This is a genomic window from Bacillus cereus group sp. BfR-BA-01331 (assembly GCF_022663915.1).
GTDB classification, from domain to species: domain Bacteria; phylum Bacillota; class Bacilli; order Bacillales; family Bacillaceae_G; genus Bacillus_A; species Bacillus_A mycoides.
This window is the reverse complement of the sequence record NZ_JAKUGJ010000012.1, coordinates 21272-45957: the sequence shown is the minus strand read 5'-3', so window position 1 is coordinate 45957 and position 24686 is coordinate 21272. Positions and strand designations below refer to the sequence as shown.

Genomic DNA, 24686 nt, shown 5'->3' with positions numbered 1-24686 from the left:
AATTAAACAACTTTATTATCTTTACACATATATCGCATAAAACATTTTTTAACTTCATTAAATATATAGGGAATCATTACCAAAAAAATGATATCCTTAAAGTATAGTCTATATTTTGTATAGGAGGGTGATGGAGTCTATGGCGGTACGTATAGTCGATGATTTACAACAATTCTCTTTATTACTTATGTTTTTGAGTACATTAATATTTTACAGATACTTAAAGAAGATTAAACGAGAGAGAAAACTGACTTCTTTCGAATGGACAATGTATTTTGTCACTCAATTCGCGACTTCTATTTGGGCAATTACTTATTTTATTAAATTCTTGTCTGAATCGTAAGTTACATTAAACCATTTTAGTTTACTGGGTTATTGTTATCTATTAGGGATATAAATATAGTCCGTATCTAAGTCAATGACGACATCGGTCTTAATGTCTTCTTGTAATGATTTTGGAATGTTTTCAGAAGGTCATACTGTGTATGCAATGATTCGTAACGAATCACAAGTAGAAGCAATGAAGAAAATTGATGCTTTACCAGTACTAGCTGGGAGAGAGGTGCCTCAAAGAATAAGGCACGTAAAGAGCATGGATACTTTAAAATATCATAAAAATCCTTTAATGGGAATACTAGTAACATTCACTATTAAAGGATTGGGCTGTAATGAATATACTTTTTGAAAGCATTATTTTAATCCTCACTGGAATTATTGTTTTAAAATTGACAGGTAGTAAATCTGTTAGCCAAATGACGAGAGCTGAAATTATTATTGTGGTTTCTATAGGACGTATTATTGTAGAACCTATATTAAGTAGGAAAGTAGGCCCATCTATTTTTGCTGCGTTTATTTTTGCGGGTGTTTTACTTATTATTCATTTTTTTGAATTGAAATCACGAAAAGTAGAAAAGTTTCTAAATGGAAATAGCATTATTGTTATAGAAAACGGAGAAATCTTAAAAAAGAATTTATTACGCGCGAAAATGTCAGAACAACAATTATTTATGCATCTGAGAGAAAAAGGTATACATGAAATCAAGAATTTACAACAAGCAACTGTAGAAACGAATGGACGGATTGGGTATCAACTAACTACTAAGGCACAACCAGTTACTTTGGAAATGCTAGAAAAGCTTCTAGAGCAATGCAATCTGAAAAAATAGTTTTAGACTGAAAAGTGCTTCTTGTACATAAAGGCACTTTTCGCAAACGTGTAAAAGTCCCTTCAGTAACCCTGAAGGGACTTTCGTGTTATCCAATTTACCGAGGGTGATGACGATCAATATTACGATTAACAACAACGTTAAAGTTCATAAAAATAAACAGAATGAATAATTGACAAAAAATGAGAATAGTAGTAATCTAACGTAAAACATACGCTAGCGTATTTTATTGGAGAGATAATATGCAATTAACGAGAGAAGACTGGATAAAAGTAGGATTACAACAATTAGCTAATGAAGGTATACATAAAGTTCGCATTGAAGCACTTGCTCGATTGCTAAAAATAAGCAAAGGAAGCTTCTATCACTATTTTCGTGACCATCAAGAGCTTTTAGATTCTATGCTCGACTTTTGGGAAGTACATGCAACAAAGCTGATTGTTCAAAGTATGGAGCAACAGGATGCCTCTTTAGAACAGCTATTACAGATTAGTTTTAATCGAGATAAAAAAATTGAGAATGGTATTTATGCTTGGGCTAAATATGATCCTGTTGTGGCAACACGTTTAGTAGATATAGAAGAACAAAGAATTTCTTGTGTTGCAAAATTGTATCAAAAAATGGGCGTAGACGAAACTGAATCAATTGATCGAGCGAGACTTGCCTATTTAACGTATGTAGGATGGATGACAAGGTTTGAAGCAAATCCTAATTTTGATATTGATAAAATGGTTGAGCTTTTCACTTCTTTCAGCGGGTGTCCAAACATCCACTGAAAGAAGTGAAAGCCTCCGGCGGATGTCACCGAATTATGCTGAGGCATAATTGATTATTAGATAATAAATGTCCCTAATATGGTTATAAAACCTGAAGGGACAAAATTTTCACTATAACATACGGTAGCGTATGTTATCTTTGAAGTTACGAAATTGGGGGCGAATAAATGAAATTACTATTAATAGTAGTAGCTGTGGGGCTTCTGTGGTTTATCAGTTTTTTACATATTTATTGGGCTTTTGGAGGTCGATGGGGTTCTGCTGCTGTTATCCCAGTAAAAGAGGGAGAACATAAGCCTGCTTTTACTCCGAGAATATGGGGAACATTATTCGTAGCCATTCTTATTCTATTAGCTAGTGTCATTATTGTTGTTCAAGTAGGTTATTTGCAGGGGTTCGAAGCAAATAGTTTATCTAAAATCGGAAGTATTGTCTGTGCTTTAGTTTTCATTATTAGGGCAATTGGTGATTTTAAGTTTGTTGGATTTTTCAAAAAAATTAAACATTCGCAGTTTGCTAGATATGACACTTGGTTCTATAGTCCATTATGTTTATTCTTTGGTTTTGTCTATATCATGTTGTTGTTTTAATAAGTATAATGAATTCCCTATAAAATAAATTTTATGCAGGAAGAAAACACCTCTTATTGAACAAGTAGTAATAAAAAGTTTGAGCATAGCAATAGAGCAATACGGGTTCTGGTGACAGCGAAGTCCGCTATGATTAGTCATTTGTGTTTAAAAAGAGGATAGATAGGGCGAATTTATTCAAGCTCTTCTATCCTTTTAATTTTTATAAATCTAATGTATGAAATTAGATAAGAATTCACTATTAATAATAGGTTCAGCTTATATCTTGACTTTTAATAAAATTTTAAAGTGTTGGTTTTTTATTGTGTGAATAAGAGGTTAGTTGTTGTTTTGGAGTTTAAATCATTGATTTAAACTTAGCAATTGTATCATGTAATCTTTCTAATCCAATCAACATATCTTTATCATTTAACATTGAATAACTAATTCGTAAATGATTATATTGAGTTTCATGGCTTAACAAACAAGCTGTTCCAGGTAAAAAAGAAACATCTACTTCATTCGCTTTTTGTAATAATGTAAAAGGATCGATTGACTGCGGGAGTGTAACCCATAAGTTAAATCCACCATTAGGTATTTCAAATTCTAATTCTTTTAATGGAGATAATATATCAATTGTTAAATCGCGTCTAATTTGTAAAGCAGTACGTAATTTTTCTAAATGATTTTTCATTCGTTCCGCTCGTAAAAAAGGAAGTAGTGCTTTTTGTGTCAATAAGGGACTACCAATATCCATCGAAGCCTTCACGGCGTATAACCATTCAAAGATAGGACCTTCAGCTATAAGTGCCGCGATGCGAAGACCTGGTGCTAACGTTTTACTAAATCCTTTTAAATATATAACATGACCATTTGTATCAAAGCTTTTTATTGGAGGGGGAATTTTAAAATCCTCAAAATATATCTCTCCGAAAGAATCATCCTCTAAAATGAAAAATTGATAAAGCTCTGCTAGTTCTACAAGTTCCATTCTTCTTTCTTTACTCATTACTGTACCCGTTGGATTCTGAAAAGTAGGATTCACATATAACAAAACAGGATTCTTTCTTTGACAAATATCATCGATTAAATCTAAGCGAATGCCGTTGTTATCAAGACTAACAGGGATAATTTGAACTCCTTTATTAACAAATACATCAAGCGCCGCTCCATAACACGGACTTTCTACTAACACTATGTCTCCAGGCTTTAATAATGTTTGGGCGATTAAATCGATTCCTTGCTGGGCACCGCTTGTAATTAATAATTGAGATGGATCTGTAACTACTTGTTGGTGTTCTTTTAAGTAGTTTGTTATTTCCACTCTAAGTTCTTTATCACCTTGAACAGGTCCGTATGTTGCCAGTATCATTTGATCCTTATTAAGTAATTTGTGCATTTCATCTGAAAGAAACGGATTTGGTAATAAACGTGGATAAAGGACCGCCTGTGAAAAATCGAAATATTTACGGTGTTGGTTCATTACATATTGAGAACGCATAACATTAATGGATTTCGTTTTTTGCCATTGATACGGAATTGGTTTGAAATCTTTATTCACACGTTTATGTATATAGGCACCTTTTCCTTGCTCAATGCGTATATATTCTTTCGTTTCTAACTGCTTATACGCTTTACGAACAGTTAATAAACTAATTTGTAAATCATCGGCCATAGAACGTAAAGAAGGGAGGTAATCGCCATGTGAAAGCATCCCGCTTTGAATTCTCTCAACAATTTGCATATATATTTGTTGGTAATATGGTATGTTGGATTCTTTACGCAGTACTATCTTCATAGAATCACCTGTTTTTCTTTTTAATTTAATTAAAGCGAAAAACAGTCTGACAATCAACTATATTTTTATTCAACTGTTATATGCGTGGATACACTGTTATACACCATATCCTCTATACTCATTTCAAGAGTAAAAAGGAGGAAGGAAAATGGTCATTTTAAATTATATTTTAGTATGTATTATTTTTGGAACGACATTTTTAACGATAAAAATTGGAATAGAAGCGGGGGCACCACCATTATTTTCAGCTGGAATTCGTTTCTTTTTGGCGGGCCTTATTCTCATTATTATTTTTAAATTAAAGCGAAAGGATATTATGCCTTACTTATTATCGAAACGTATTATATATGCTGGTTTTTGTTTAACATTTATGACATTCGCGACCCTTTACTGGGCTGAACAATATATTTCTTCTGGATTAGCTGCAGTTCTATCTGCAACAGCCCCAATGATGATTTTGCTATTACAATCAAAGAGAAATAAAACAAAATTGCAAAAAGAACAACTTGTCGCTTTAGTTATAGCACTCCTTGGTGTTTTTTGCATTTCTTTACCTGGAATGCATCAAGAACTTACATTCATATGGAGTATCGCTTGCCTTGTTATATTAGTAGGAGAGTTGTTTTATGGAATAGGTTCTATTCGTTCTAAAGAGATACTTTCAGATTTACCTAACGTATCACCATTTCTCATTAACGGCATTCAAATGTTTTATGGAGGAGTGTTGCTATTAATTGTATCTGTTGTAATGGAACAGCCGAATTTAGCTGTATTAACATCTTGGAATGTACAATGGCCAATTTTATATCTTATATTTGTAGGATCTATCGGTGGACACGGTTTATATTACTGGCTTTTATCAAAAACAAATCCAGTATTTCCATCGACTTGGTTGTATGTATCTCCGTTAATTGCTGTTATTGTAGGTTATTTTGTATTAGGAGAACCATTAAATCCTGCAATGGGAATTGGTGCTTGTTTAATCTTGATTGGTGTATTTTTAGCAAATCGTTCTACGCTGGGCGTTTATTTTAAGCAAGGGAAGTTATTGAAGAAAGAAATGTAAATAATACAAATGGAATCATTGGACTATTAAGTTAATAAAAGTTTATTACTTTATCAACTTAAAAAGCATGTTACTACTGACTTGTAACATGCTTTTTATTTTTACACATTAAGTTTAACATAATTTGCTTAGTAATTAACGAACGATGTACTTTACGAACAGTGTACGTTATGTTATAAATAAAACAAGTAATTCAATAAAATATAAGGTGTGATAAATGATGGAAAGAAAAAATAAAGGAGAAAAACGTATTGCAATTATAGGTGCTGGACCAGGAGGTTTAACATTAGCTCGTATATTACAGAAACATGGTTTAAAATGTGTCGTATATGAAAGAGAAACATCACCATGGATTCGGCAACAAGGAGGTTCATTAGATATTCATCATGATTCCGGACAAGAGGCGCTTAAAGAAGCAGGATTGTTAGAACAATTTAATGAACTTGCTAGATATGAGGGAGAAGATTTTCGTTTATGTGATAAGAACGGGAAAATATATTTAGATGAAGTAGCGGATCCTAATGGCGGAGATCGTCCGGAAATTGATCGAGGCACTTTACGTGAGTTACTTTTAAATTCTGTTGATCCGCAATGTATACATTGGGGCTATAACTTAACAAAAGCCATTCCTGTAGAAAATGGTATACATGAACTTCATTTTGAAAATGAACATGTAGACACTGTTGATTTAGTGGTAGCAGCAGATGGTGCCTTCTCTCGAATTCGTCCACTTGTCACAAATTCTATACCGCAATATACTGGTATTAGCATGGTAGAATTGAATTTGAAAAATGTAACGAAAAATCATCCTCAGATGGCGAAATTTAATCGACGTGGCAAAGTATTTGCACTTGCGGAGCATAAAGGAATTCTTGCGCAATTAAATGGAGATGACAGTATTCGCGTGTATTTAAGTTTTAGAACAGATAAAAAATGGCTTGATAATTGTGGAATTCCATTTAAAAATTTAGAAGAAGCAAAACATCAACTTCTACAATATTTCGAAGACTGGGATGAAACACTTAAAAATTATATTAGATGTGCAGATGGTGCGATTTTTCCTAGACGAATTTATATGTTACCTGTTGGACTAACTTGGAAAAGTACGCCTGGTGTTACTTTAATTGGTGATGCTGCACATTTAATGTCTCCATTTGCTGGAGAAGGTGTGAATCTAGCGATGCGTGATGCGGCAGAACTTGCATTATCTATTGTAAAACATGATAATTTGAACGAGGCAATTGGAAATTACGAAGAAAAAATGTACGATTATTCTTCTCAATCCGCTGAAGTGTCAAATGATAATCTTGAGATTTGTTTCTCAGAGGATGCTACTATGAAAATGTATAATCTTATGAATCAACTTCATGAGCAACAATAAAAATATATTTACTAAAGGAGAACTATGGAAGAACAAACGAATACAATTACTAGTCGTCGTTCACGACCAGCAAAAGAACCGTTAAGTAAGGAAATCATTGTTAAGACCGCTTATGACCTATTAGAGTCTGAAGGTATTTCTGGCCTTAGTATGCGTAAAATTGCAAAAGTATTAGATACAGGTCCGTCTTCTTTATATGTATACGTAAAAAATGCTGATGAATTAAGAGCGTATGTATTAGATTATGGTCTAGGGAAAATTGAAATAACGGATGAGAAAAATGAACCATGGAAAAAAGAACTATTTGCACTTGTACATTCATATTTTCGAATTTTATTCGACTCTTCTGGAATGGCAGAATTAGCTTTAATGACAATTCCAATTGGGCCAAATTCTTTAGCCCTTACTGAACAGATTTTGCGTCAATTACATGAAGGTGGAGTGAATGCAAGAGCATCAGCATGGGGAGTAGATATTTTACTGTTATATGCTGCTTCGGTCGCATATGAACAAACAGCTCGCAAAGAAAAAGGTACCACTCTTGACCCAATTCGTGCTTCGTATGAGGCTTTAGATACAGCAAGGTATCCAATGATTGTAAGTCTAAAAGAAGATATGTTATCTGGTGGAGAAGAACGATTCCGCTGGGGATTAGAAGTTGTTTTGCAAGGTATTTTACATACGCAATAATATAATTAGTTTAAAACAGAGAGCTAGTTGAGCGGCACTCTGTTTTTTTGAAAGAAAAATATGATACCTGTGTCTACAAACTACATTGTTAATGAATTTCAACATCTCTTTTTATACGATAGTAATAGACAACTTACACAATATAACCAGAAGTTAAAGGATTGGTTGGAATCCCTATATATCAAGGGATAGATTTATTTTTAGGTGAAATTGATTATTTAGAAGCTAAAGTTTTTGGAATAAAAGGTGACAAAAGAATTGTTAGAAAGCAAGTAATAACATTAAAAGATTTTGTACCAGACTATTTAATTATAGATAAATTCATGCTGAGACTTTTTATAACCACCGAGGGATATATTGAAGGTGAGAGAAAGGAGCTACTTTTATGGTAATGAAATAAAGATAAAAATATGAAGCGAGAAAATGAGGGTTTTATTTTTATAGAATAAAAAACACACTAGGTCTTTATATCCTAGTGTGTTTTTGTAATTAATTCACTTTTTTTATAAAACCTTTATAATGACGCTTCACAAGTTGACTTTCTAACGTCTTCATCGTTTCTAATGCAACACCTACGATGATTAGTAAACTTGTACCACCGATTTGAGCAGATGGTGGTAATGTAGCGATTTTTGTAAATACAAGTGGTAATATTGAAATTGCTCCTAAGAAAATCGCACCGATAAATGTTAAACGGTATAAAATTTTTGTTACATACTGTTCTGTAGATTTACCTGGGCGAATACCCGGGACATATCCGTTTTGCTTTTTCAAATTCTCAGCCATTTGTTCAGGATTTACTTGAATAAACGCGTAGAAATATGTGAAGGCAACGATAAGACCCACATATAGTGTCATTCCAAATGGATGTGCAAAATCAAGATTCGCAATTATCCATTTAGATACGCTTGAATCAGGGAAGAGCTGCGCAATTGTACGCGGCGTCATTAAAAAGGCTGAAGCAAAGATAACAGGAATTACACCTGCACTATTTACTTTAAGAGGTAAATGAGTATTTTTTGCTCCTTGATATTGATTGTTTCCTGAAACAGCTTTTGCATATTGAATCGGTATTTTTCGAACTGCTTGTTGGATGTAAATAACACCAACAACTATCGCTAAAATTACGAGTCCAATTAAAACCATTTTTATTATGTGCATAAATAACTGATCGCCTGCGTTTTGGAATTGTTGCAAATAAATTTGATTAGCGACATTCGGAATCGCCGCAACAAGTCCTGCGAAGATAATCATTGAGATTCCATTACCAACGCCATTAGCGGTAATTTGTTCACCTAACCAAAGTAAAAATGCAGTACCAGCAGTTAAAACTGTCGCAATAAATAAGTATGTAGTCCAGCTTTGATCTGTAATTAATTGTCCACCTGCTATATTATTAAAACCATAAGACATCCCAATGGATTGTATAAATGCGAGAATGATTGTAAAGTATCGAGTAAATTGAGCTGATTTCTTACGGCCCATTTCTCCTTGCTTTGCCCATTCTGTAAATTTAGGTACAACGTCCATTTGTAGTAATTGTACAATGATAGAAGCTGTAATATATGGTGTAATACCTACAGCAAAGATTGAGAAGTGTTGCAGTGCTCCTCCGCCAAATACGTTTAGCATACCTAAAACGTTGGCTTGATCTTGTACTTTTAATACCTCTGCGTTAGTATGAGGAACTGGAATAAACGTGCCAATTCGAAAAACAATTAGCATCGCTAGTGTAAAAAGAATTTTGTTTCTTATCTCAGCTACTCTCATGAAATTTGAAATCGTACGAAACATTATGTCGCCTCCTATATTTTTATCAGTTCAAAACTGATTATTATATCCCGATGAAGTAACCACAAACCTCCTTCCGCATTAAATTCATTTGACAAATGGAATTTTATACATTTTGTAGTTTTCACGGATATAAAAATATAAGGTGTTATACAAGCGATTTATTGACTTTTCGTAATCATTCAATACCCATAATATAACTAATAAATTAACAAATGTACATACATAAGCATTAAAAATGAATGAATAGGATGATTTTTTACATATATTTAATGCTAGATTGATAATTAGGAACGTTTTATGTGGTTATATTGAAGGGATTCCGTGGAAAGTATTATGATGTAGCTGTAGCGCATAATAACCCCAAGGAAATCTTCAAGGATGTTGAGAGAACTCATACGTTTCAGCATGAATTAGAGAACCTACTAAAGAAAGAAAAGATTGGATTGGAATAATAGTGAAGGAAAATCTTTTTTCCATAGAGAATATTTCTAGCGTAGGAATCTAAGTATGTAGGTTCTAATGAAAGGAGAGTTCACATGAATACATTTGTAAATGACAAGTTTTATGAAACTAGAAATCAATTATTTGAGGAAATTACTTTGTTAAGTGATGCTCAATTTAATAGGAAACCAGATAAGGATAAATGGAGTATAGCACAAGTTTGTCATCACTTAGTTTTATTAGATGAGAGAGTTATAACAGTTATTTCATCGGGATTAAAAAAGATGGATAGTATCTTAAATGAGCGTAAAGAAATTCACACTATTTTATTAGATAGATCGATAAAATTTATAGCCCCAGAAATGATTGAACCAAGTATAGAACCATTTGAAGTGCAGCAAATGGTTGATTTGTTAAACGACTCTAGAAAAGAATTGATGCGTTTCCTGAGTACAATAGAAGATGAATCTATATTAGCGAAAAAATCAGTGACGCATCCAGCTCTTGGAGAATTACTTCTTGATCAGTGGATAGAACTGATCTATTTGCATGAACAGCGTCATATAGAACAAATTAAAGAGATAAAATTGCTTTGTGGAGTTGAAAAGTAAACATCATTATCTATTTTTTGAGCGATTTGGGATAGCATCAAGCTTTCGAGTGATAAAATAGAAATCCTGATTAAAATTATGATGAATTTAGTTGAAAGCAACCAATAAGCTGAAGAAATTACGAAACTAGTAGATCTTACCCCTGAAGAGGAAACGAACATTCGAAAAAATCTGAATCCGATTTGCTGTATAAGTGTAACCCCGTCTTAAATGAAGAGCGGGGTTATTATTTTTGGAAGTGATCTCAGCATTTTCATTTAGAAGGAAATAAATTGGCAATGAAATCCGAAAATGTAATCAGCATTACACACTATATCTTTAAGTTATAATGATTTTCGGAAATGAGCTATATGTCCAAATTTTTGAAAGTAATCTTACACCTACCATTGGGTAAGCACCTTTCACGCGTTTGAGGAATAAGTATTTTGTCAGAAAACGATAAAATACAATTCTATTAAGGGATATATGCATTTTATTCTCTTTATTTTTGCAGTTGAAGTTTTCTGAATAACAAGTTATATTTTTAAAGTTCAAGCAACTTTATGACAGTACAAAAAGGGGAGAAATATTGATATTATGCAAAAAACGAAATGGAAGAACTATGTATGCTATTTTATTATTCTTATGCTTCTTGTAACAGCAGTAACAGTCAAACCAGCTATTTCTAAGGCTGAGGAATCTAATGTTAATATTACATTGTTAGGTACTGCAGATATTCATGGTAGATTTATGCCTTGGGATTATGCGCTTGATGGAGCAAATATGAGTGGAAGTTTGACGCAGCTTTATACGGTTATAAAGAAGGTACGTCAAGAAAATCCAAATACCATATTAGTAGATGCCGGGGATACAATTCAAGGAAACTCAGTAGAATTATTCAACGATAAGCCACAATCGCCAATGATGGTAGCAATGAATACAATGGGATATGACGCCTGGGCATTTGGAAATCATGAATTCAACTTTGGATTAGATACATTGAAAAAAGTTAGTGAGCAATACAAGGGAAAGACGTTAGCAGGAAATATTTATAAGGAAAATGGAGAGCGTTTTCTTCCTGCATATACGATTGTTGAAAAAGGTGGAATTAAAGTCGGGATTATTGGTATGAATACACCAATGATTAGTGATTTTGAAAAAGGGACAGATCATTTGGATGGTTTAGTAGTGAAAAATCCAGTAGAAGAGACAAAAAAGGCTATTAAAGAATTAGAAGATAAAGTAGATGTAATGGTAGGGGTTATGCATATGGGACTAGAAAATGAGAATGGAATCCCAGGTACTGGTGTTCAAGATATTGCGAATGCTTGTCCGGAACTAAGCGCTATTTTTGCGGCTCATATGCATAAACTTGTAAAAAAAGAAGTTGTAAATGGCGTAATTATTACAGAACCAGATAAATACGGAACGCATATTTCACGTATTGACCTTACTTTTACAAAGCAAGATGGGAAGCTTGTTTTAAAAGATAAAACAGCTACCGCTATACCTGTAAAAAATGCTGATGGAACTACAGTATTATCTGATTCTACACTTGAAGAAACACTAACACCTTTTCATGAGTATGCGAGAGGAGATGCAAATGTTGTAGTCGCTCAATTAAAGGGTAGAAACCTTGTTCCTGAAAATGAAATAAAGGGTATTCCAAGTGTGCAGATTCAAGAGACACCTTTATCAGATTTCTTTCATGAAGTCATGCTCCATTACAGCAAGGCGGATGTAGTAGCCCATCAAATTGATAATGATTATGCCCGTTTGGATATAGGTCCTATAAAGAAGAAAGATATTGCTTATAATTATCAATATGCTTTGGGAGAAATTACAGTATATAAGATAACTGGAAAAGATTTAAAAGACTATATGGAATGGGCAGCAGGATATTTTAACTCATCTCGTGCCGGAGATGTAACAGTTAGCTTTGATAAAAACCGTCGTGCGTCTAAATACAGTACGAACGATTTCTTTGGAGGCGTAAAATACGAAATTGACTTAACAAAACCATATGGTAGTAGAATTACAAATTTACGCTCTATTCGTACAAATAAACCAATCAAAATGAGCGATGTTATGACGCTAGGAATGAATGCGTATAGAATGGAGGCTCTTCAGGCAAAAGGGGGAGCTTTAGAGGGACGTAAATTTGAACAAACTTGGTCATCTAAACAAGAGAATGCATTCGGAGAAACAGGTGGAACCATTCGTAACCTTGCTATTACATATTTAAAAGAGGTAAAGAACGGTGTATACACGCCAAAAGTTATGCATAATTGGAAAATTACTGGTGTAGATACACATTCTTCAGAGCATAAGGCTGTAGTTGATCTTATAAATAAAGGGATTTTAGAAATCCCAAAAACAGAAGATGGAAAATATACAAATATAGCATCTATAAATACTAAAGATTCAATTACAAAAGAAGAGATTGTAGCACTCTCACAAAAAGCTAATATTAATCCAAATCAGTTTAATCATGTAAAAAGAAAAGGTGAATTTTACAAAAAACTTAGTAGGATAATTAAATAAATATAAAAAAGATGGCTCTCGTGCAAAAAACTATTAAACTTGGACATACCATTAACCTAAAAAAGTTTGTGATCGGTATGGAAATATAGAGAATCATCGGTAAAAAATCCCCTGAATCGCTTTGAAGATTTAGGGGATTTTTCATTTAAATAATTATTGTTTCATTTCTCACTATGTATATTTATAATATGCTTTAAAAGAACATACCTTAAGTTAATAACATGCAATAGATATGTCCTTTTCTATATTTAAATGGGGAGACAAATTTATCTTTGAAAGATATTTTTGACAAGATGAAACTCATATAAGACTTCAGCAGTCTCAAAACGTTACAATCCATGCAGCTATAGACATAAATAACAAAATTATATTGAAAAATCTAACTTGTATATGCGTTGCCTCACTAAAGTATTTATCTACTATTCTTAAAATAGTAAAGAGTGGTTTTTTATGTTGTTAATAAGATATAAGTGTACTTTGATTAGAATGAATATAGATAATTAACGACTAACCAATTGGATGAGCACCTAAAAGGGCTCATTTTTTATTTTATCGACCACATATATGTAATTTTGCATAATATTACATAAATTTTGTATTTTCTCTTTTTTTCGACATAAGTAGACAGTATACTTTGTACAAGCTTTCTATTTCAAAAATTATACGAGGTAAAAAAATGAAAAACACAAAGACATTAACTAAGGTAGCATTAACAACAGGATTAGCTTTAACAGCTGTGGCACCATACGGAATAGGTCATGCAGAGGAAACAGATCAACTTCAAGTTCAAATTCAGGAGGACTCATTCCGTTCAGGTGAACTTACACAACCGTCACAAAAAACACCAGAGAATGTAGTAAAAGATGCTCTTAAGGAGAAAGCTGAACAAGCTCTTTCTCCAAATCAAGTCAATGGAGAAACAGGAGTAGATTATAAAGTTCTTCAAAAACGTGGTTCGTATGATGGAACAACACTTGTGCGTATGCAGCAAACATACGAAGGAAAAGAAGTATATGGCCATCAATTAACTGCACACGTAGATAATAAGGGTGTTATTAAAAGTGTTTCAGGCGATAGCGCGCAAAATTTAAAACAAGAAGAATTGAAAAAGCCTATTAATCTATCAAAAGATGGAGCGAAACAATATATTTATACGAAGTACGGGAACGATATCAAGTTTATTTCTGAGCCAGAAGTTAAGGAAGTTATTTTTGTTGATGAAAATAATGGACAAGCTAGCAATGCATACCAAGTTACCTTTGAAGCGGCAACACCAAACTATGTTTCCGGAACTTATTTAGTAAATGCACAAAATGGTGATATGTTAAAAAATATGGTACAAGAATCTAACTTAAAAGCAAGTGAAAAACTAGTTGGAGCTTTAAAGGGAAGTAAAAAAAGTAGTCTTACATCATTAACTGGAACAGGAAAAGATGATTTAGGTATATCTCGTTCATTTGGTATTTCTAAACAAAGTAATGGCAAATATGCACTTGCTGATTATACAAGAGGGCAAGGAATTGAAACATATGATGTGAATTACAGAGATATTACTAAAGAAGAAAGCTATTATCCTGGTACACTAGCAACCAGCACTTCAACAACATTTAACGATTCAAAAGCAGTAAGTGCTCATTACTTAGCAACAAAGGTATTTGATTTTTATAAAGATAAATATAAGCGTAATAGTTTTGATAATAAGGGACAAAAGGTAGTTTCAGTTGTACATGCTTGGGATTCTGAAGATACGAACGATCCGAAAAATTGGCAAAATGCATTAAGTGCTAATAATGGAAGTATGCTTGTATATGGCGATCCTATTGTCAAGGCATATGACGTAGCTGGACATGAATTTACACATGCTGTTACTTCTAGCGAATCTAATCTTGAATATTACGGTGAATCTGGTGCGATTAATGAGGCGCTATCTGATATTATGGGAACATCTATTGAGAAATACGTAAATAATGGAAGCTTTAACTGGACAATGGGCGAACAAACTGGATCTGTTTTCCGTGATATGGAAAACCCAGCTTCTGTTCCATCTTCACTTGGAGTACCGTATCCAGATGATTACAGTGAATTTAACGATTTTAATGGATGGGATCAAGGTGGCGTTCATTTTAATTCAAGTATTATTAATAAAGTTGCGTATCTCATTGCAAAAGGCGGAACTCATAACGGAGTAACTGTTAAAGGAATTGGTGAAGATAAAATGTTTGATATTTTCTATTATGCAAATACAGATGAGTTAAACATGACATCTAATTTCAAAGAATTGAAATCAGCATGTATTCGAGTGGCAACTAATAAATATGGGGCGAATACAGCTGAAGTTCAAGCAGTGCAAAAAGCATTTGATGCAGCAAAAATTAAGTAAGTTAGAAATATAGTTTTTATTCATATCTTAATACATTATAAAAAACAGCTAATATCATATTAAGATATTAGCTGTTTTTTTACGTGGCAATGTATTAGTGAAAATAAAATTACTAAGCAATAATCAGGCATCTATCTTCAATAAGTTACGACAAATATATAAGATTTCAAGGGTGTAAAAACAGAAAATTAATAATATATTGACCTCTTAATAGTAAGTGCTATAGAATGAAAGCGATAACAAACGATTGCTTTAAAATGATTTCCCTGATCTTTTAGTATTTACAACTATATGAAGGCAAAAAAATCTATTTTTTTAAGCATTAATGCAAACGTTTTCGTATTAAAAGATCATTGAAATACATACGTGAAAATAGTCAATATGGGGGTGAAGTAAAAGGGATTTCTACATTAATTTAAGCAGTGTAATTTAGTATGAGCATAATAAATAGCTCGTACTATATAAAGAAAGGGTGTATGTGGTGCAAATGACAAAAAGATTAATTAACAAATCATTTTTATTACTTGCCATAATCGTTATGTTATCATCTGTTTTCTCTTTTCAGAGTGTGAAGGCAGTTTCAAATTCGAAAACAACTGAAGTTATCATTCATTACAAAGAGAAATCTGGAAATACAAAAGACTGGAATCTTTGGGTATGGGGAGAAAATGCAAACGGTAAATCTTATGAATTTACTGGTGAAGATGAATTTGGAAAATACGCTAAGATAAAAATAGATGGTGACTATAATCGTGTAGGATTTATAGTTCGTACCAATGAATGGGAAAAAGATGGAGGTGATCACTGGGTTGAAAATATAAGGGATGGTCGTGCTGAAGTATGGATCCTTTCGGGTGATGAAAAAGTATATAACTCTAAGCCTTCTTCGGATCTCTCAATTCAAAAAGCTACTATTGATAGTTTTAATGAAATTACTGTAACGACTAATGTTCCGTTTAATAGTAAGGAACAGAAAATTGAAATTGAAGGCGTTAAAATTAAGGGAATTAGTCCTTATGATAAAAATAGTGGAGATATTACTAATAAGGTTAAAATAATTACGGAACAGAAAATTGATTTAAAACAAACATACAAAGTTAAAATAGCAAACTTAGCTGATGCGAATACTGAAATCGGTAAAGTCATTCGTAGTGAGGAATTTGATAATTTATTTTATTATGGTGGTAATGATTTAGGGAATATATATACTCCGCAACATACAAAGTTCCGTTTATGGGCTCCTACTGCGAGTGAAGCGAAGTTAGTTACATATAAAAAATGGAGCGATAAAATAGGTACTGAAATAAACATGCAACAAGGTGAAAAGGGAACTTGGAAAGCAGAACTTAAAGGGAACCAAAAAGGTCTCTTTTATACGTATAAGGTGAAAATTGGGGATAAGTGGACTGAAGCGGTTGATCCGTATGTGCGTGCTGCTTCTGTAAATGGAGATAAAGGTGCAGTTGTTGATTTAGAAGAAACAAATCCGAAAAAATGGAAAGCAAACAAAAAGCCAAAATTTAAAAATCCGGAAGATGCTATTATTTATGAATTGCATGTACGCGATCTTTCCATCCAACCTGAAAGTGGTATTAAGCAAAAAGGGAAATATTTAGGTGTAACAGAAAAAGGAACAAAAGGGCCTGAAGGTGTAAAAACAGGACTTGATCATATGAAAGATCTTGGTGTTACTCACGTTCAGTTTTTACCGATATTTGATTATGCTTCAGTAAATGAAGAAACTTTAAATGAACCACAATATAACTGGGGATATGATCCGAAAAATTTCAACGTCCCAGAGGGCTCCTATTCTACAAATCCTTATGAGCCGACTGTTCGAATAACTGAATTAAAGCAAATGATTCAAGTTCTGCATGATAATAATCTTCGTGTAGTGATGGACGTAGTATATAACCATATGTATAATGCCACTGAATCTAATTTTCATAAGTTAGTTCCTGGTTATTATTATCGTTACAATGAAGATGGAACATTAGCAAATGGAACTGGTGTAGGAAATGATACCGCTTCGGAACGAAAAATGATGAGGAAGTTTATGGTGGATTCCGTCACATACTGGGCAAAAGAATACAATTTAGATGGGTTCCGTTTTGATTTAATGGGTATTCATGATTATGAGACGATGAATGAGATACGTAAAGCTGTTAATCAAATTGATCCTTCTATTATTCTGCATGGAGAAGGATGGGATTTAAATACACCTCTTGCGGCTGAATTGAAAGCAAATCAAAAAAATGCAGAGAAAATGAAAGGGATTGCTCATTTTAACGATAATATACGTGATGGATTGAAAGGTAGTGTATTTGAGGAGAAAGAAAATGGTTTTGTAAATGGAAAACAAAACATGGAAGACCGTATTAAAAAAGGCATTACAGCCGGTATTGACTATGATACAAATTCGTCTACTTATCAAGATCCGGAGCAGGTGCTAACTTATGTGGAAGCACATGACAATCATACTTTATGGGATAAACTTGAGTTGACTAATTCAGGTGACAGTGAAGAAATGCGAAAACAAATGCATAAATTATCTTCTTCTATTTTATTAACATCACAAGGTATTCCATTCTTACATGCAGGACAAGAGTTTATGCGCACAAAATATGGTGATCATAATAGTTACAAATCTCCTGATTCAATTAACCAGATGGACTGGTTACGCCGTGCAGCATTTAATAATGAAGTAGAGTACATGAAGGGCTTAATAGATTTACGCAAAAAATACCCAGCTTTTCGAATGACATCTGCAGAGCAAATTAAAAAGTATGTAGCTTTTATCGATGTTCCAAAAAATGTTGTAGCTTATACAATAGATGGAAAGGGAAGTGGGAATAAAAGCGAATACTTTATGGTGGCTCACAATGCAAATAGGGAAGCCGTTGACATAACACTTCCATCGAAAGGTCCATGGAAAGTGCTAGTAAACGGGAATCAGGCGGGAAGTAAAACACTTTACGTTGTCCATGACAATAAGATTAAAGTTCCTGCATTAAGTTCACTAGTTTTAAAAACAGAGAAACCGATTAAATAAATGCAAAAGCGAAGTGACGGTTGTTTTCACTTTGCTTTAAAAGTTAACTTAGTATAATTTCACATACTGTAATTATATTACAATTTAATAAACAAAAAGAGAAGAACTCACCAAGGTTCTTCTCTTTTTTATGTGTAATTAGGGTTTCCATAACTGTAGATATGGATGGTGTAAATTAATGGATGAATAATTTACTCTTAAAATTATAACAGAACAATTAAAGATTTTTATATGTAATATTGCATATAAAGGGTAAACAACAATAATTTCTTTTCATAAAAATAAGCTCCTGGTGAAAATGATGAGTAACCCTTTTCCATATGAAATGAACTTGGTATAAAATGAAAGATTACAAGTATAAGATTCTATACTTAGTAATCCCTCACTTTAAGGTATGTTTTTGGGGAAGTTTTGGGAGTTCAATCGATTCTGAATAAAATTGATAGTATCAGTTGCAATTTTTTTACGTTTAAGGACAATCCCGGCATGCCCACATGTATAAATATATCGCGTAGGTCTTTCCCAGGATTCCCACAAATAGTCCGTATCCTCAGAATGTACATAAAGATCATGCTTGCCTGAAATTAATAAAATATTTTCTTTTTTTACTTTTGGTAATGCTTGACTCGGTTCAGTGATTTTCCAATAAGCTATTAAATCATCATACGTAACACCATGATGTTCCAAGTCTTCTCTAATAAATTTACCTGGATTTGTCTTCCAAATTGAATAAGAGAGTCGATTCGCGTAGAAAATGGATGCTAACACATCAATTTCTGGTTCAACAAGAGATGTTAAGTTAGTAATAACTCCACCTAAACTGATTCCTATTAAAATCAAGGGACCATTTTTATTTGCTTTAATCCATTTGATCAAAGTTCGTAAATCAGCTACCGCTTGTTTAGTTGCTTCTACAGTTCGTTCAACATTGGCACTTACCATGTACTCTCCACTATATAGGGATTGGTTCGGTTTTCTGTCAAAATGATATGGTAAAGTGAAATAATACATATTCCACTTCAAGTTGGTCATATGGTCGTGGAATATTTTTTTTACACGTTCGTTAGAATCCATTCTCCAACCATGAACAAAGATGACATGAGGTGCATCTTCATTTTTATGTAAAAATAATTCCCCAGTGACAGAATCGTTGCGTGAATCACCAGATTGAACCGAGCTTTTATATTTGAATTGTCCAACCATGTATTCCTTTTCTTGTTTTAAATGCTTAATGTTAAAATGAATATGAGATGGTTTTACTTTATAAAAAAATTCTATGTCCTTTATATATAGTGAGGTGTTAGAAAGAGAAGTATACTGAAACTTTACACTTCTTTTTTTGTGCAAATCATACAAGGCGTATCGATCAATGAGTTTTGAAAAAATCAAATTAACCTCCTCCAAAATACATATCGTCTAAAAGATGGACAAAATTTATGCTGTAAATTAATTGTAAAATATTCTCTTTTCCTAATAGTAGATGCTTGAATTATAAAACAGGTGGGGAATTTGTATATTATATTATAAAGCTATCAATAAAATAAAACTATAAATATCTTTTACAAAAACCTAAAAAGCAAGTTAATATTCTCATTCATAAAAGAGAACATTAGCTTGCTTATTTTCGTATCAAAAGGTACACCTTTTGAAGTGACGTAATTTATATGAAAGACAATGTGTCAATTTGTATATTTAATACAGTGATAGTTACCATAATTTTCGAAGCCTATAGTTAATTAACCTTACAATATACGTCTTTTTGGTATATGAATAGCTATATTCATTAGAGAAAGAGTTTTAATCCTTCATGAGAATCTTTAAAACCTAATTTCTTATAAAAGTGTAAAGCTTCTTGTCGTTCTTTATCTGTTGTTAACTGTACTAAATGACATCCCCGTAATTTAGCACGTTGAATAGCCCATTTAATAAGTTTACTTCCTATACCTTTACCACGTTTTGATGAGGCTGTCCGTACACCCTCAATTGTAGCTCTCCAACCCCCTTGACGTACAATGTAAGGCGTAAATGTAATTTGTTGAATACCGACAATCTCCATCCCATCACACGCTACAATCAACTCATTATTTGGATCACAATCAATAGCATGAAATGCTCTTATATAACTATCAGGGAGTGGTGTTTCATAGCGCTCTCTTTTATTTCCTAAAACATCATCAGCAAGCATTTTTACAATTTCATCTAAATCATCTGCCGTTGCAATCCTAAATGTTATAGTTTCTGTCACTATCAAAAAACCTCCTTAATGTATGCACTTGTTACTTTTATTTTACTTGTTTAAATACAAAAGGTTAAATTATAAAATATTATGAGTCTCTATAACTTTTTCTTATAGATAGCATAAAAGCCTAACTTATAAAATTACAAGTTAGGCTTTTTAACACAATATTATTATTAGAGAATCCGACCAACTTCAATAAACCTCCATATTCTTTAATGAATTTTCATATTTACAAGTACACATATAACCATCCAAATAGGGTGGTTTTTATTTGTTGTATAGAAATTACGTAATAAGCATGGATTTGTATGCTCTCATTCAATGCTATCTAAAGCCATATTCCTTGCCAATATTCAAAAACGATTACGTTTTTGAATATGTGTTCCGGTCTTTCTTGACCAGGTCAATGAATAACTACACATAAACTCCTTATATCTCTAGATAAACTACCGATTAGCTCCATATAGACTCTAGATAACCTATATAGAATACAAGTTATCAAGGAGGTAAGAAAAAATGAACTTTATGAAACGAGCAATTCTCAGTATGAAAAAAAGAGTAGGAACATCATTAATTTTGATGGCAGTTTTCCTAATTGTTACAAATTTAGTGTTGGCAGGATTCACAATCCAAAATGCATCAAAAAAAGCTGCTGATGCAGCAAGAAAAAAACTCGGTGCAGATGTTACTTTAAGTCTTGATTTTGACAAATTAGGTCAACAAGCTAGGGAAACTGGAGAGATGCCTAATCCACCGAAGCTTAATACAAAAGAAGCAGATCAATTAGCGAAGTCAAAGTATGTAAAAGACTATAATTACATAACTAGCACTCTCGGAATTTCTGACGGACTTAAACTAGTAGGAGCTTCAGAAGGAGAAGAAGAAGGAAAAGGTAAGGCGGGAATGGCGGCTGTACGAGGCGGTTCAGGCTCCGGTACAGAAATAGATATGAATTCTTCTTTTATGATTGAGGGAGTTCGCAAAACTGCATTACAAGAAAGCTTTAAGAATGGAAAAAGTAAAATCATTGATGGGAAACCAATTACAGAACAGATGAAAGATCAGAATGTAGCTTTAATGGAAAAACGATTAGCGGAATTAAACAATTTGAAAGTAGGAGACAAAGTTAAAGTGCAATCAGGGGATAAGAAGGAAACCCTCGAGGTTGAAATTATCGGCATTTACGAAACGAATGAGCAAGCAATGGGTCAACAAGCTCCTCCTATAATGGATCCAGCTAATAAACTTTATATGCCGCATTCAACTATGAAAAAATTAGAAATAGATCAAGGTATAAGTAGCATTCAAGTCGTGTATTTCTTGAAAGATCCACAAAACATTGAAGCATTTAAAGAAGAAGCAAAAAAATCTGATATTGATTTTAATTATTATAAATTAGATGCACATGATTCGTTGTACAAACAAATGATTGGGCCTATCGAAAATATCTCATCTACTTCTCAAATGATTATTTATATTGTATCAATTGCAGGTGCGATTATTTTAGGGTTAATCATTATGTTATCGATTAAAGCACGTCGTAAGGAAATGGGGATTCTATTGTCCATTGGAGAGAAAAAGTGGAAACTGATGGCGCAGTTCGTAGTAGAAGTAGTATGTATCGCTATTTTAGCATTTGGATTATCCATAACAACAGGAGCAAAAATTTCTCAATTCATAGGGAATAATTTACTTTCGAGTGAAATTGCTACAGCAGGAGAAGAAACAAACACCCCACAAAATGGAACTGTAATGGTAGCTGGACCTGGTGGAACTGTACAAAATCAAAAAGAGGATCCAATTGATAAAATTAATGTAAGTGTAACAGGCGAAGATGTAGGGAAAATGGGGGGGATTGGACTAGCTATTGCTATATTAGCAACGCTTCTTCCAGCATTATCTATTCTACGCCTGAATCCAAAACAAATTCTTTTAAAAGATGAATAAGGAGGCTCGATATGGAGACGATTTTACAATTTAAAAACTTAGATTATTATTATGAAAGTAACGGAAAAAAAGTATCGATACTAGAAAATGTTAACTTTTCTTTTCAAAAAGGACATTTCTACACGATTCTAGGACCATCCGGATCTGGTAAAACCACTACACTTAGCTTAGGTTGTGGGCTAGATATACCTAAAAATGGTTATGTACTATTTAATGGAAAGGATATTCGGAAAATTGGTTTGGATCGGTATCGTAATCAAAATGTATCGGTAATTTTCCAATCTTATAATTTGATTACCTATATGACTGCTCTTCAAAATGTCTTAACAGCAATGGAAATTACAGGTGTTAAAGTGCAAAATAAAACGGCAAGGGCATTAGAATTATTAGAGAAAGTAGGACTTACAGAAGTAGAAGCGAAACGAAATGTTCTGCAACTAAGTGGCGGGCAACAGCAGCGTGTTGCAATCGCTCGAGCGTTATCTTGTAATGTTGATTTACTGATTGCGGATGAGCCGACAGGAAACCTCGACGAAGAAACGGCAATGGATATAATAGAACTGTTTCAAGAACTTGCACATAAAGAAAATAAATGTATTATTGTTGTGACGCACTCACAGGAAGTTGCTAAAAAATCAGACCGTGCAGTCTATTTAAGTAAGAAGAAGTTGGTAGTAAACGAAATTTAATATAAACACCCTAGTTTTTTAATTCACATAATTTCCGAAATCAGTTTCTTCAAATATTTATATTTGATATACAATATAACCAAGCCATAATCAAAATGGTCTCCCTGTATTGAATGTTAAGATAGTTTGTTAATCCCTTTTTAACAATTTTTGAAAAAGAACTTGTAGTATATTCTACAGGTTCTTTTTGTTATGATCGGTTTACTATATCATTGAAGAATTGCATGTGAAAAATGGGGCAGTATCTAGATGTATGATCTAAATACTGTCCCGTTTAATTATTTATTTGTAAAAAGGAACTAGCTTACATCTCATGTGATAGATTTTATAAATAAGAGCGTTTAATTGTCCATGGCTCTAAGCACTAACCATTTGGAATAAAGATGCAATGTATCAGTTATACTATGTAATATTTATTCATTACAAAATATGGTGGTATGTATGACTAAGCAAACAATTACTTTATTTCAAGTTTCTATGATACTCATTGGTAGTATTGGGATAATTAATCATGTCATTATGATTCCTATGTTATTAGATACCTCAGGTAGAGATTCGTGGATCTCTATCATATTAGTAAGCATTATATACTTGAGTTGGATTTCATTAATATTCATCATATATAGAAACATAAAAAATGAACACTTGTTTTCGTGGTTAAAAAATAATTTTGGGAAACTCAGTGTATATCCAATCATATTCATAGTTGTGATTTATTTAATAACAATTGGTGTCGTTGCACTAAAAGAAACATTAACCTTTTTCTCTTTTTATTTACCAGAAACACCTCACTTTGTATTAGGAATACTTTTTTCAATGATTTGTCTCTATAATGCTACAAGAGGAATTCAATCTATTGCACTTACAACAGGTGTTTTGTTACCTATTGTATTCCTACTTGGTTTTTTTGTAATGTTTGCAAATGTTCCGCATAAAGATTATTCTTTACTTCAGCCAATAATGGAAAATGGAATGAAGCCAGTATTTAAGGGGATGGTTTATCCTGCAGCAGGATTTTTAGAGTTAATTTTTATTCTTTTTTTACAACATCACATTGGTTCAAAAGTAAAATTATATCAATTGATTGCTTTGGGAATGGTTATTATTGGTATCACAATAGGCCCAGTTATGGCAGCTATTATAGAATTTGGACCTTTCGTAGCAGCAAACCAACGGTATCCAGCATTTGAAGAATGGAGACTTGTGTCAATAGGAAGGTACATTGAAAATTTAGACTTTCTCTCCGTGTATCAGTGGCTTGTAGGGATCTTTATTCGTTTATCACTTGTTGTTTTTCTTATTCCAGATTTGTTATCAATTACAAATCGGAAAACGAGAAATGGGGTTATGTTTGCAATACTTTCATGTATTTTATTTATAAGTATACTACCCATCAGTGACTCTAGTTTCTATTGGTTTGTATCTCAATTTATTTTACCAGTTTCAGCATTAGGACTATTTTTGTTTTCTATCTTACTAATAGTGTTTGTATGGGTTGCTAAATTTAAGAAAAGCTCTTAAAAGAGTATGAGGATGTATTTTATATAAGGTTGCTGAGTTTGAA

The 24686-nt window shown here is 32.8% G+C and carries 21 protein-coding genes; 17 read left to right on the top strand and 4 right to left on the bottom strand.

Going from position 1 to position 24686, the window contains the following annotated elements; genetic code table 11:
- Positions 1 to 139 precede the first annotated feature (139 nt).
- From MR155_RS20185 to MR155_RS20165, 5 genes are all read left to right on the top strand, one after another.
- Positions 140 to 343, top strand: coding sequence for a hypothetical protein (locus tag MR155_RS20185; protein ID WP_000290880.1), 204 nt, complete (start codon positions 140 to 142; stop codon positions 341 to 343).
- A 75-nt stretch (positions 344 to 418) separates the two neighbouring features.
- Entirely contained in the window at positions 419 to 685 is a 267-nt protein-coding gene (locus MR155_RS20180; protein ID WP_002085381.1) for a hypothetical protein, read from the top strand.
- Entirely contained in the window at positions 669 to 1166 is a 498-nt protein-coding gene (locus tag MR155_RS20175; RefSeq protein WP_002085380.1) for a DUF421 domain-containing protein, read from the top strand. Before MR155_RS20180 ends, MR155_RS20175 begins: the two co-directional genes overlap by 17 nt.
- A gap of 242 nt (positions 1167 to 1408) precedes the next feature.
- Positions 1409 to 1942: a TetR/AcrR family transcriptional regulator gene (locus MR155_RS20170; RefSeq protein WP_002032294.1), complete on the top strand. Its 534-nt coding sequence runs from the start codon at positions 1409 to 1411 to the stop codon at positions 1940 to 1942.
- 167 nt (positions 1943 to 2109) lie between these two features.
- A complete protein-coding gene (locus MR155_RS20165) occupies positions 2110 to 2532 on the top strand; it encodes a DUF3995 domain-containing protein (RefSeq protein ID WP_002085376.1) in 423 nt (140 codons plus the stop codon).
- A 337-nt stretch (positions 2533 to 2869) separates the two neighbouring features.
- Here the strand turns inward: MR155_RS20165 and pdxR are convergent, their stop codons facing one another.
- Entirely contained in the window at positions 2870 to 4309 is a 1440-nt protein-coding gene (gene pdxR / locus MR155_RS20160) for a MocR-like pyridoxine biosynthesis transcription factor PdxR (protein ID WP_242310926.1), read from the bottom strand.
- A 148-nt stretch (positions 4310 to 4457) separates the two neighbouring features.
- Here pdxR and MR155_RS20155 point away from each other — a divergent pair, with 148 nt between their 5' ends.
- From MR155_RS20155 to MR155_RS20140, 4 genes are all read left to right on the top strand, one after another.
- Positions 4458 to 5375 (top strand): DMT family transporter, encoded by a 918-nt coding sequence (locus tag MR155_RS20155; RefSeq protein WP_219302365.1) that lies wholly within the window; start codon positions 4458 to 4460, stop codon positions 5373 to 5375.
- A gap of 217 nt (positions 5376 to 5592) precedes the next feature.
- The gene (locus MR155_RS20150; RefSeq protein WP_242310925.1) at positions 5593 to 6756 is read left to right on the top strand and encodes an FAD-dependent oxidoreductase; all 1164 of its coding nucleotides are present in this window, start codon (positions 5593 to 5595) and stop codon (positions 6754 to 6756) included.
- A 24-nt stretch (positions 6757 to 6780) separates the two neighbouring features.
- A complete protein-coding gene (locus MR155_RS20145) occupies positions 6781 to 7446 on the top strand; it encodes a TetR/AcrR family transcriptional regulator (protein ID WP_219302369.1) in 666 nt (221 codons plus the stop codon).
- Between the two features lie 161 nt (positions 7447 to 7607).
- A complete protein-coding gene (locus MR155_RS20140; protein WP_242310924.1) occupies positions 7608 to 7838 on the top strand; it encodes a hypothetical protein in 231 nt (76 codons plus the stop codon).
- A 97-nt stretch (positions 7839 to 7935) separates the two neighbouring features.
- Here MR155_RS20140 and secY read toward each other — a convergent pair whose 3' ends face one another.
- Positions 7936 to 9240, bottom strand: coding sequence for a preprotein translocase subunit SecY (gene secY, locus MR155_RS20135; protein ID WP_002069884.1), 1305 nt, complete (start codon positions 9238 to 9240; stop codon positions 7936 to 7938).
- 299 nt (positions 9241 to 9539) lie between these two features.
- On the opposite strand from secY, the gene MR155_RS20130 reads away from it, so the two are divergent.
- The 5 genes from MR155_RS20130 (at position 9540) to pulA (ending at position 18247) form a co-directional block, all read left to right on the top strand.
- A complete protein-coding gene (locus MR155_RS20130) occupies positions 9540 to 9692 on the top strand; it encodes a hypothetical protein (protein WP_181777901.1) in 153 nt (50 codons plus the stop codon).
- An 84-nt stretch (positions 9693 to 9776) separates the two neighbouring features.
- Entirely contained in the window at positions 9777 to 10292 is a 516-nt protein-coding gene (locus MR155_RS20125; protein ID WP_001091627.1) for a DinB family protein, read from the top strand.
- A 576-nt stretch (positions 10293 to 10868) separates the two neighbouring features.
- The gene (locus MR155_RS20120) at positions 10869 to 12815 is read left to right on the top strand and encodes a bifunctional metallophosphatase/5'-nucleotidase (protein ID WP_002085369.1); all 1947 of its coding nucleotides are present in this window, start codon (positions 10869 to 10871) and stop codon (positions 12813 to 12815) included.
- 676 nt (positions 12816 to 13491) lie between these two features.
- A complete protein-coding gene (locus tag MR155_RS20115) occupies positions 13492 to 15195 on the top strand; it encodes a M4 family metallopeptidase (RefSeq protein WP_242310923.1) in 1704 nt (567 codons plus the stop codon).
- Positions 15196 to 15676: 481 nt separating this feature from the next.
- Positions 15677 to 18247 carry a type I pullulanase gene (gene pulA / locus MR155_RS20110; RefSeq protein WP_242310922.1) on the top strand — a complete coding sequence of 857 codons (2571 nt, stop codon included), beginning with the start codon at positions 15677 to 15679 and terminating at the stop codon, positions 18245 to 18247.
- Positions 18248 to 18634: 387 nt separating this feature from the next.
- On the opposite strand, the gene MR155_RS20105 is transcribed toward pulA, so the two are convergent.
- Entirely contained in the window at positions 18635 to 19636 is a 1002-nt protein-coding gene (locus MR155_RS20105; protein WP_242310921.1) for an alpha/beta hydrolase, read from the bottom strand.
- 394 nt (positions 19637 to 20030) lie between these two features.
- A complete protein-coding gene (locus tag MR155_RS20100; RefSeq protein ID WP_002085364.1) occupies positions 20031 to 20492 on the bottom strand; it encodes a GNAT family N-acetyltransferase in 462 nt (153 codons plus the stop codon).
- 510 nt (positions 20493 to 21002) lie between these two features.
- On the opposite strand from MR155_RS20100, the gene MR155_RS20095 reads away from it, so the two are divergent.
- The 3 genes from MR155_RS20095 (at position 21003) to gerXB (ending at position 24643) form a co-directional block, all read left to right on the top strand.
- A complete protein-coding gene (locus MR155_RS20095) occupies positions 21003 to 22433 on the top strand; it encodes an ABC transporter permease (protein ID WP_002085363.1) in 1431 nt (476 codons plus the stop codon).
- An 11-nt stretch (positions 22434 to 22444) separates the two neighbouring features.
- Complete coding sequence (locus tag MR155_RS20090) at positions 22445 to 23122, top strand: ABC transporter ATP-binding protein (protein ID WP_002085362.1); 678 nt, start codon at positions 22445 to 22447, stop codon at positions 23120 to 23122.
- Between the two features lie 441 nt (positions 23123 to 23563).
- Positions 23564 to 24643 carry a spore germination protein GerXB gene (gerXB, locus tag MR155_RS20085; protein WP_242310920.1) on the top strand — a complete coding sequence of 360 codons (1080 nt, stop codon included), beginning with the start codon at positions 23564 to 23566 and terminating at the stop codon, positions 24641 to 24643.
- Positions 24644 to 24686: the final 43 nt, after the last annotated feature.

Excerpts from the sequence above, each read along its gene's own strand:
- MR155_RS20145 (WP_219302369.1), top strand. The coding sequence starts at position 6,781 with ATGGAAGAACAAACGAATACAATTACTAGTCGTCGTTCACGACCAGCA.
- MR155_RS20120 (WP_002085369.1), top strand. The coding sequence starts at position 10,869 with ATGCAAAAAACGAAATGGAAGAACTATGTATGCTATTTTATTATTCTT.
- MR155_RS20180 (WP_002085381.1), top strand. The coding sequence starts at position 419 with ATGACGACATCGGTCTTAATGTCTTCTTGTAATGATTTTGGAATGTTT.
- MR155_RS20170 (WP_002032294.1), top strand. The coding sequence starts at position 1,409 with ATGCAATTAACGAGAGAAGACTGGATAAAAGTAGGATTACAACAATTA.
- secY (WP_002069884.1), bottom strand. The coding sequence starts at position 9,240 with ATGTTTCGTACGATTTCAAATTTCATGAGAGTAGCTGAGATAAGAAAC.
- MR155_RS20095 (WP_002085363.1), top strand. The coding sequence starts at position 21,003 with ATGAACTTTATGAAACGAGCAATTCTCAGTATGAAAAAAAGAGTAGGA.
- MR155_RS20115 (WP_242310923.1), top strand. The coding sequence starts at position 13,492 with ATGAAAAACACAAAGACATTAACTAAGGTAGCATTAACAACAGGATTA.
- MR155_RS20090 (WP_002085362.1), top strand. The coding sequence starts at position 22,445 with ATGGAGACGATTTTACAATTTAAAAACTTAGATTATTATTATGAAAGT.
- MR155_RS20185 (WP_000290880.1), top strand. The coding sequence starts at position 140 with ATGGCGGTACGTATAGTCGATGATTTACAACAATTCTCTTTATTACTT.
- MR155_RS20175 (WP_002085380.1), top strand. The coding sequence starts at position 669 with ATGAATATACTTTTTGAAAGCATTATTTTAATCCTCACTGGAATTATT.
- gerXB (WP_242310920.1), top strand. The coding sequence starts at position 23,564 with ATGACTAAGCAAACAATTACTTTATTTCAAGTTTCTATGATACTCATT.
- pdxR (WP_242310926.1), bottom strand. The coding sequence starts at position 4,309 with ATGAAGATAGTACTGCGTAAAGAATCCAACATACCATATTACCAACAA.
- MR155_RS20155 (WP_219302365.1), top strand. The coding sequence starts at position 4,458 with ATGGTCATTTTAAATTATATTTTAGTATGTATTATTTTTGGAACGACA.
- MR155_RS20125 (WP_001091627.1), top strand. The coding sequence starts at position 9,777 with ATGAATACATTTGTAAATGACAAGTTTTATGAAACTAGAAATCAATTA.
- MR155_RS20165 (WP_002085376.1), top strand. The coding sequence starts at position 2,110 with ATGAAATTACTATTAATAGTAGTAGCTGTGGGGCTTCTGTGGTTTATC.
- MR155_RS20150 (WP_242310925.1), top strand. The coding sequence starts at position 5,593 with ATGATGGAAAGAAAAAATAAAGGAGAAAAACGTATTGCAATTATAGGT.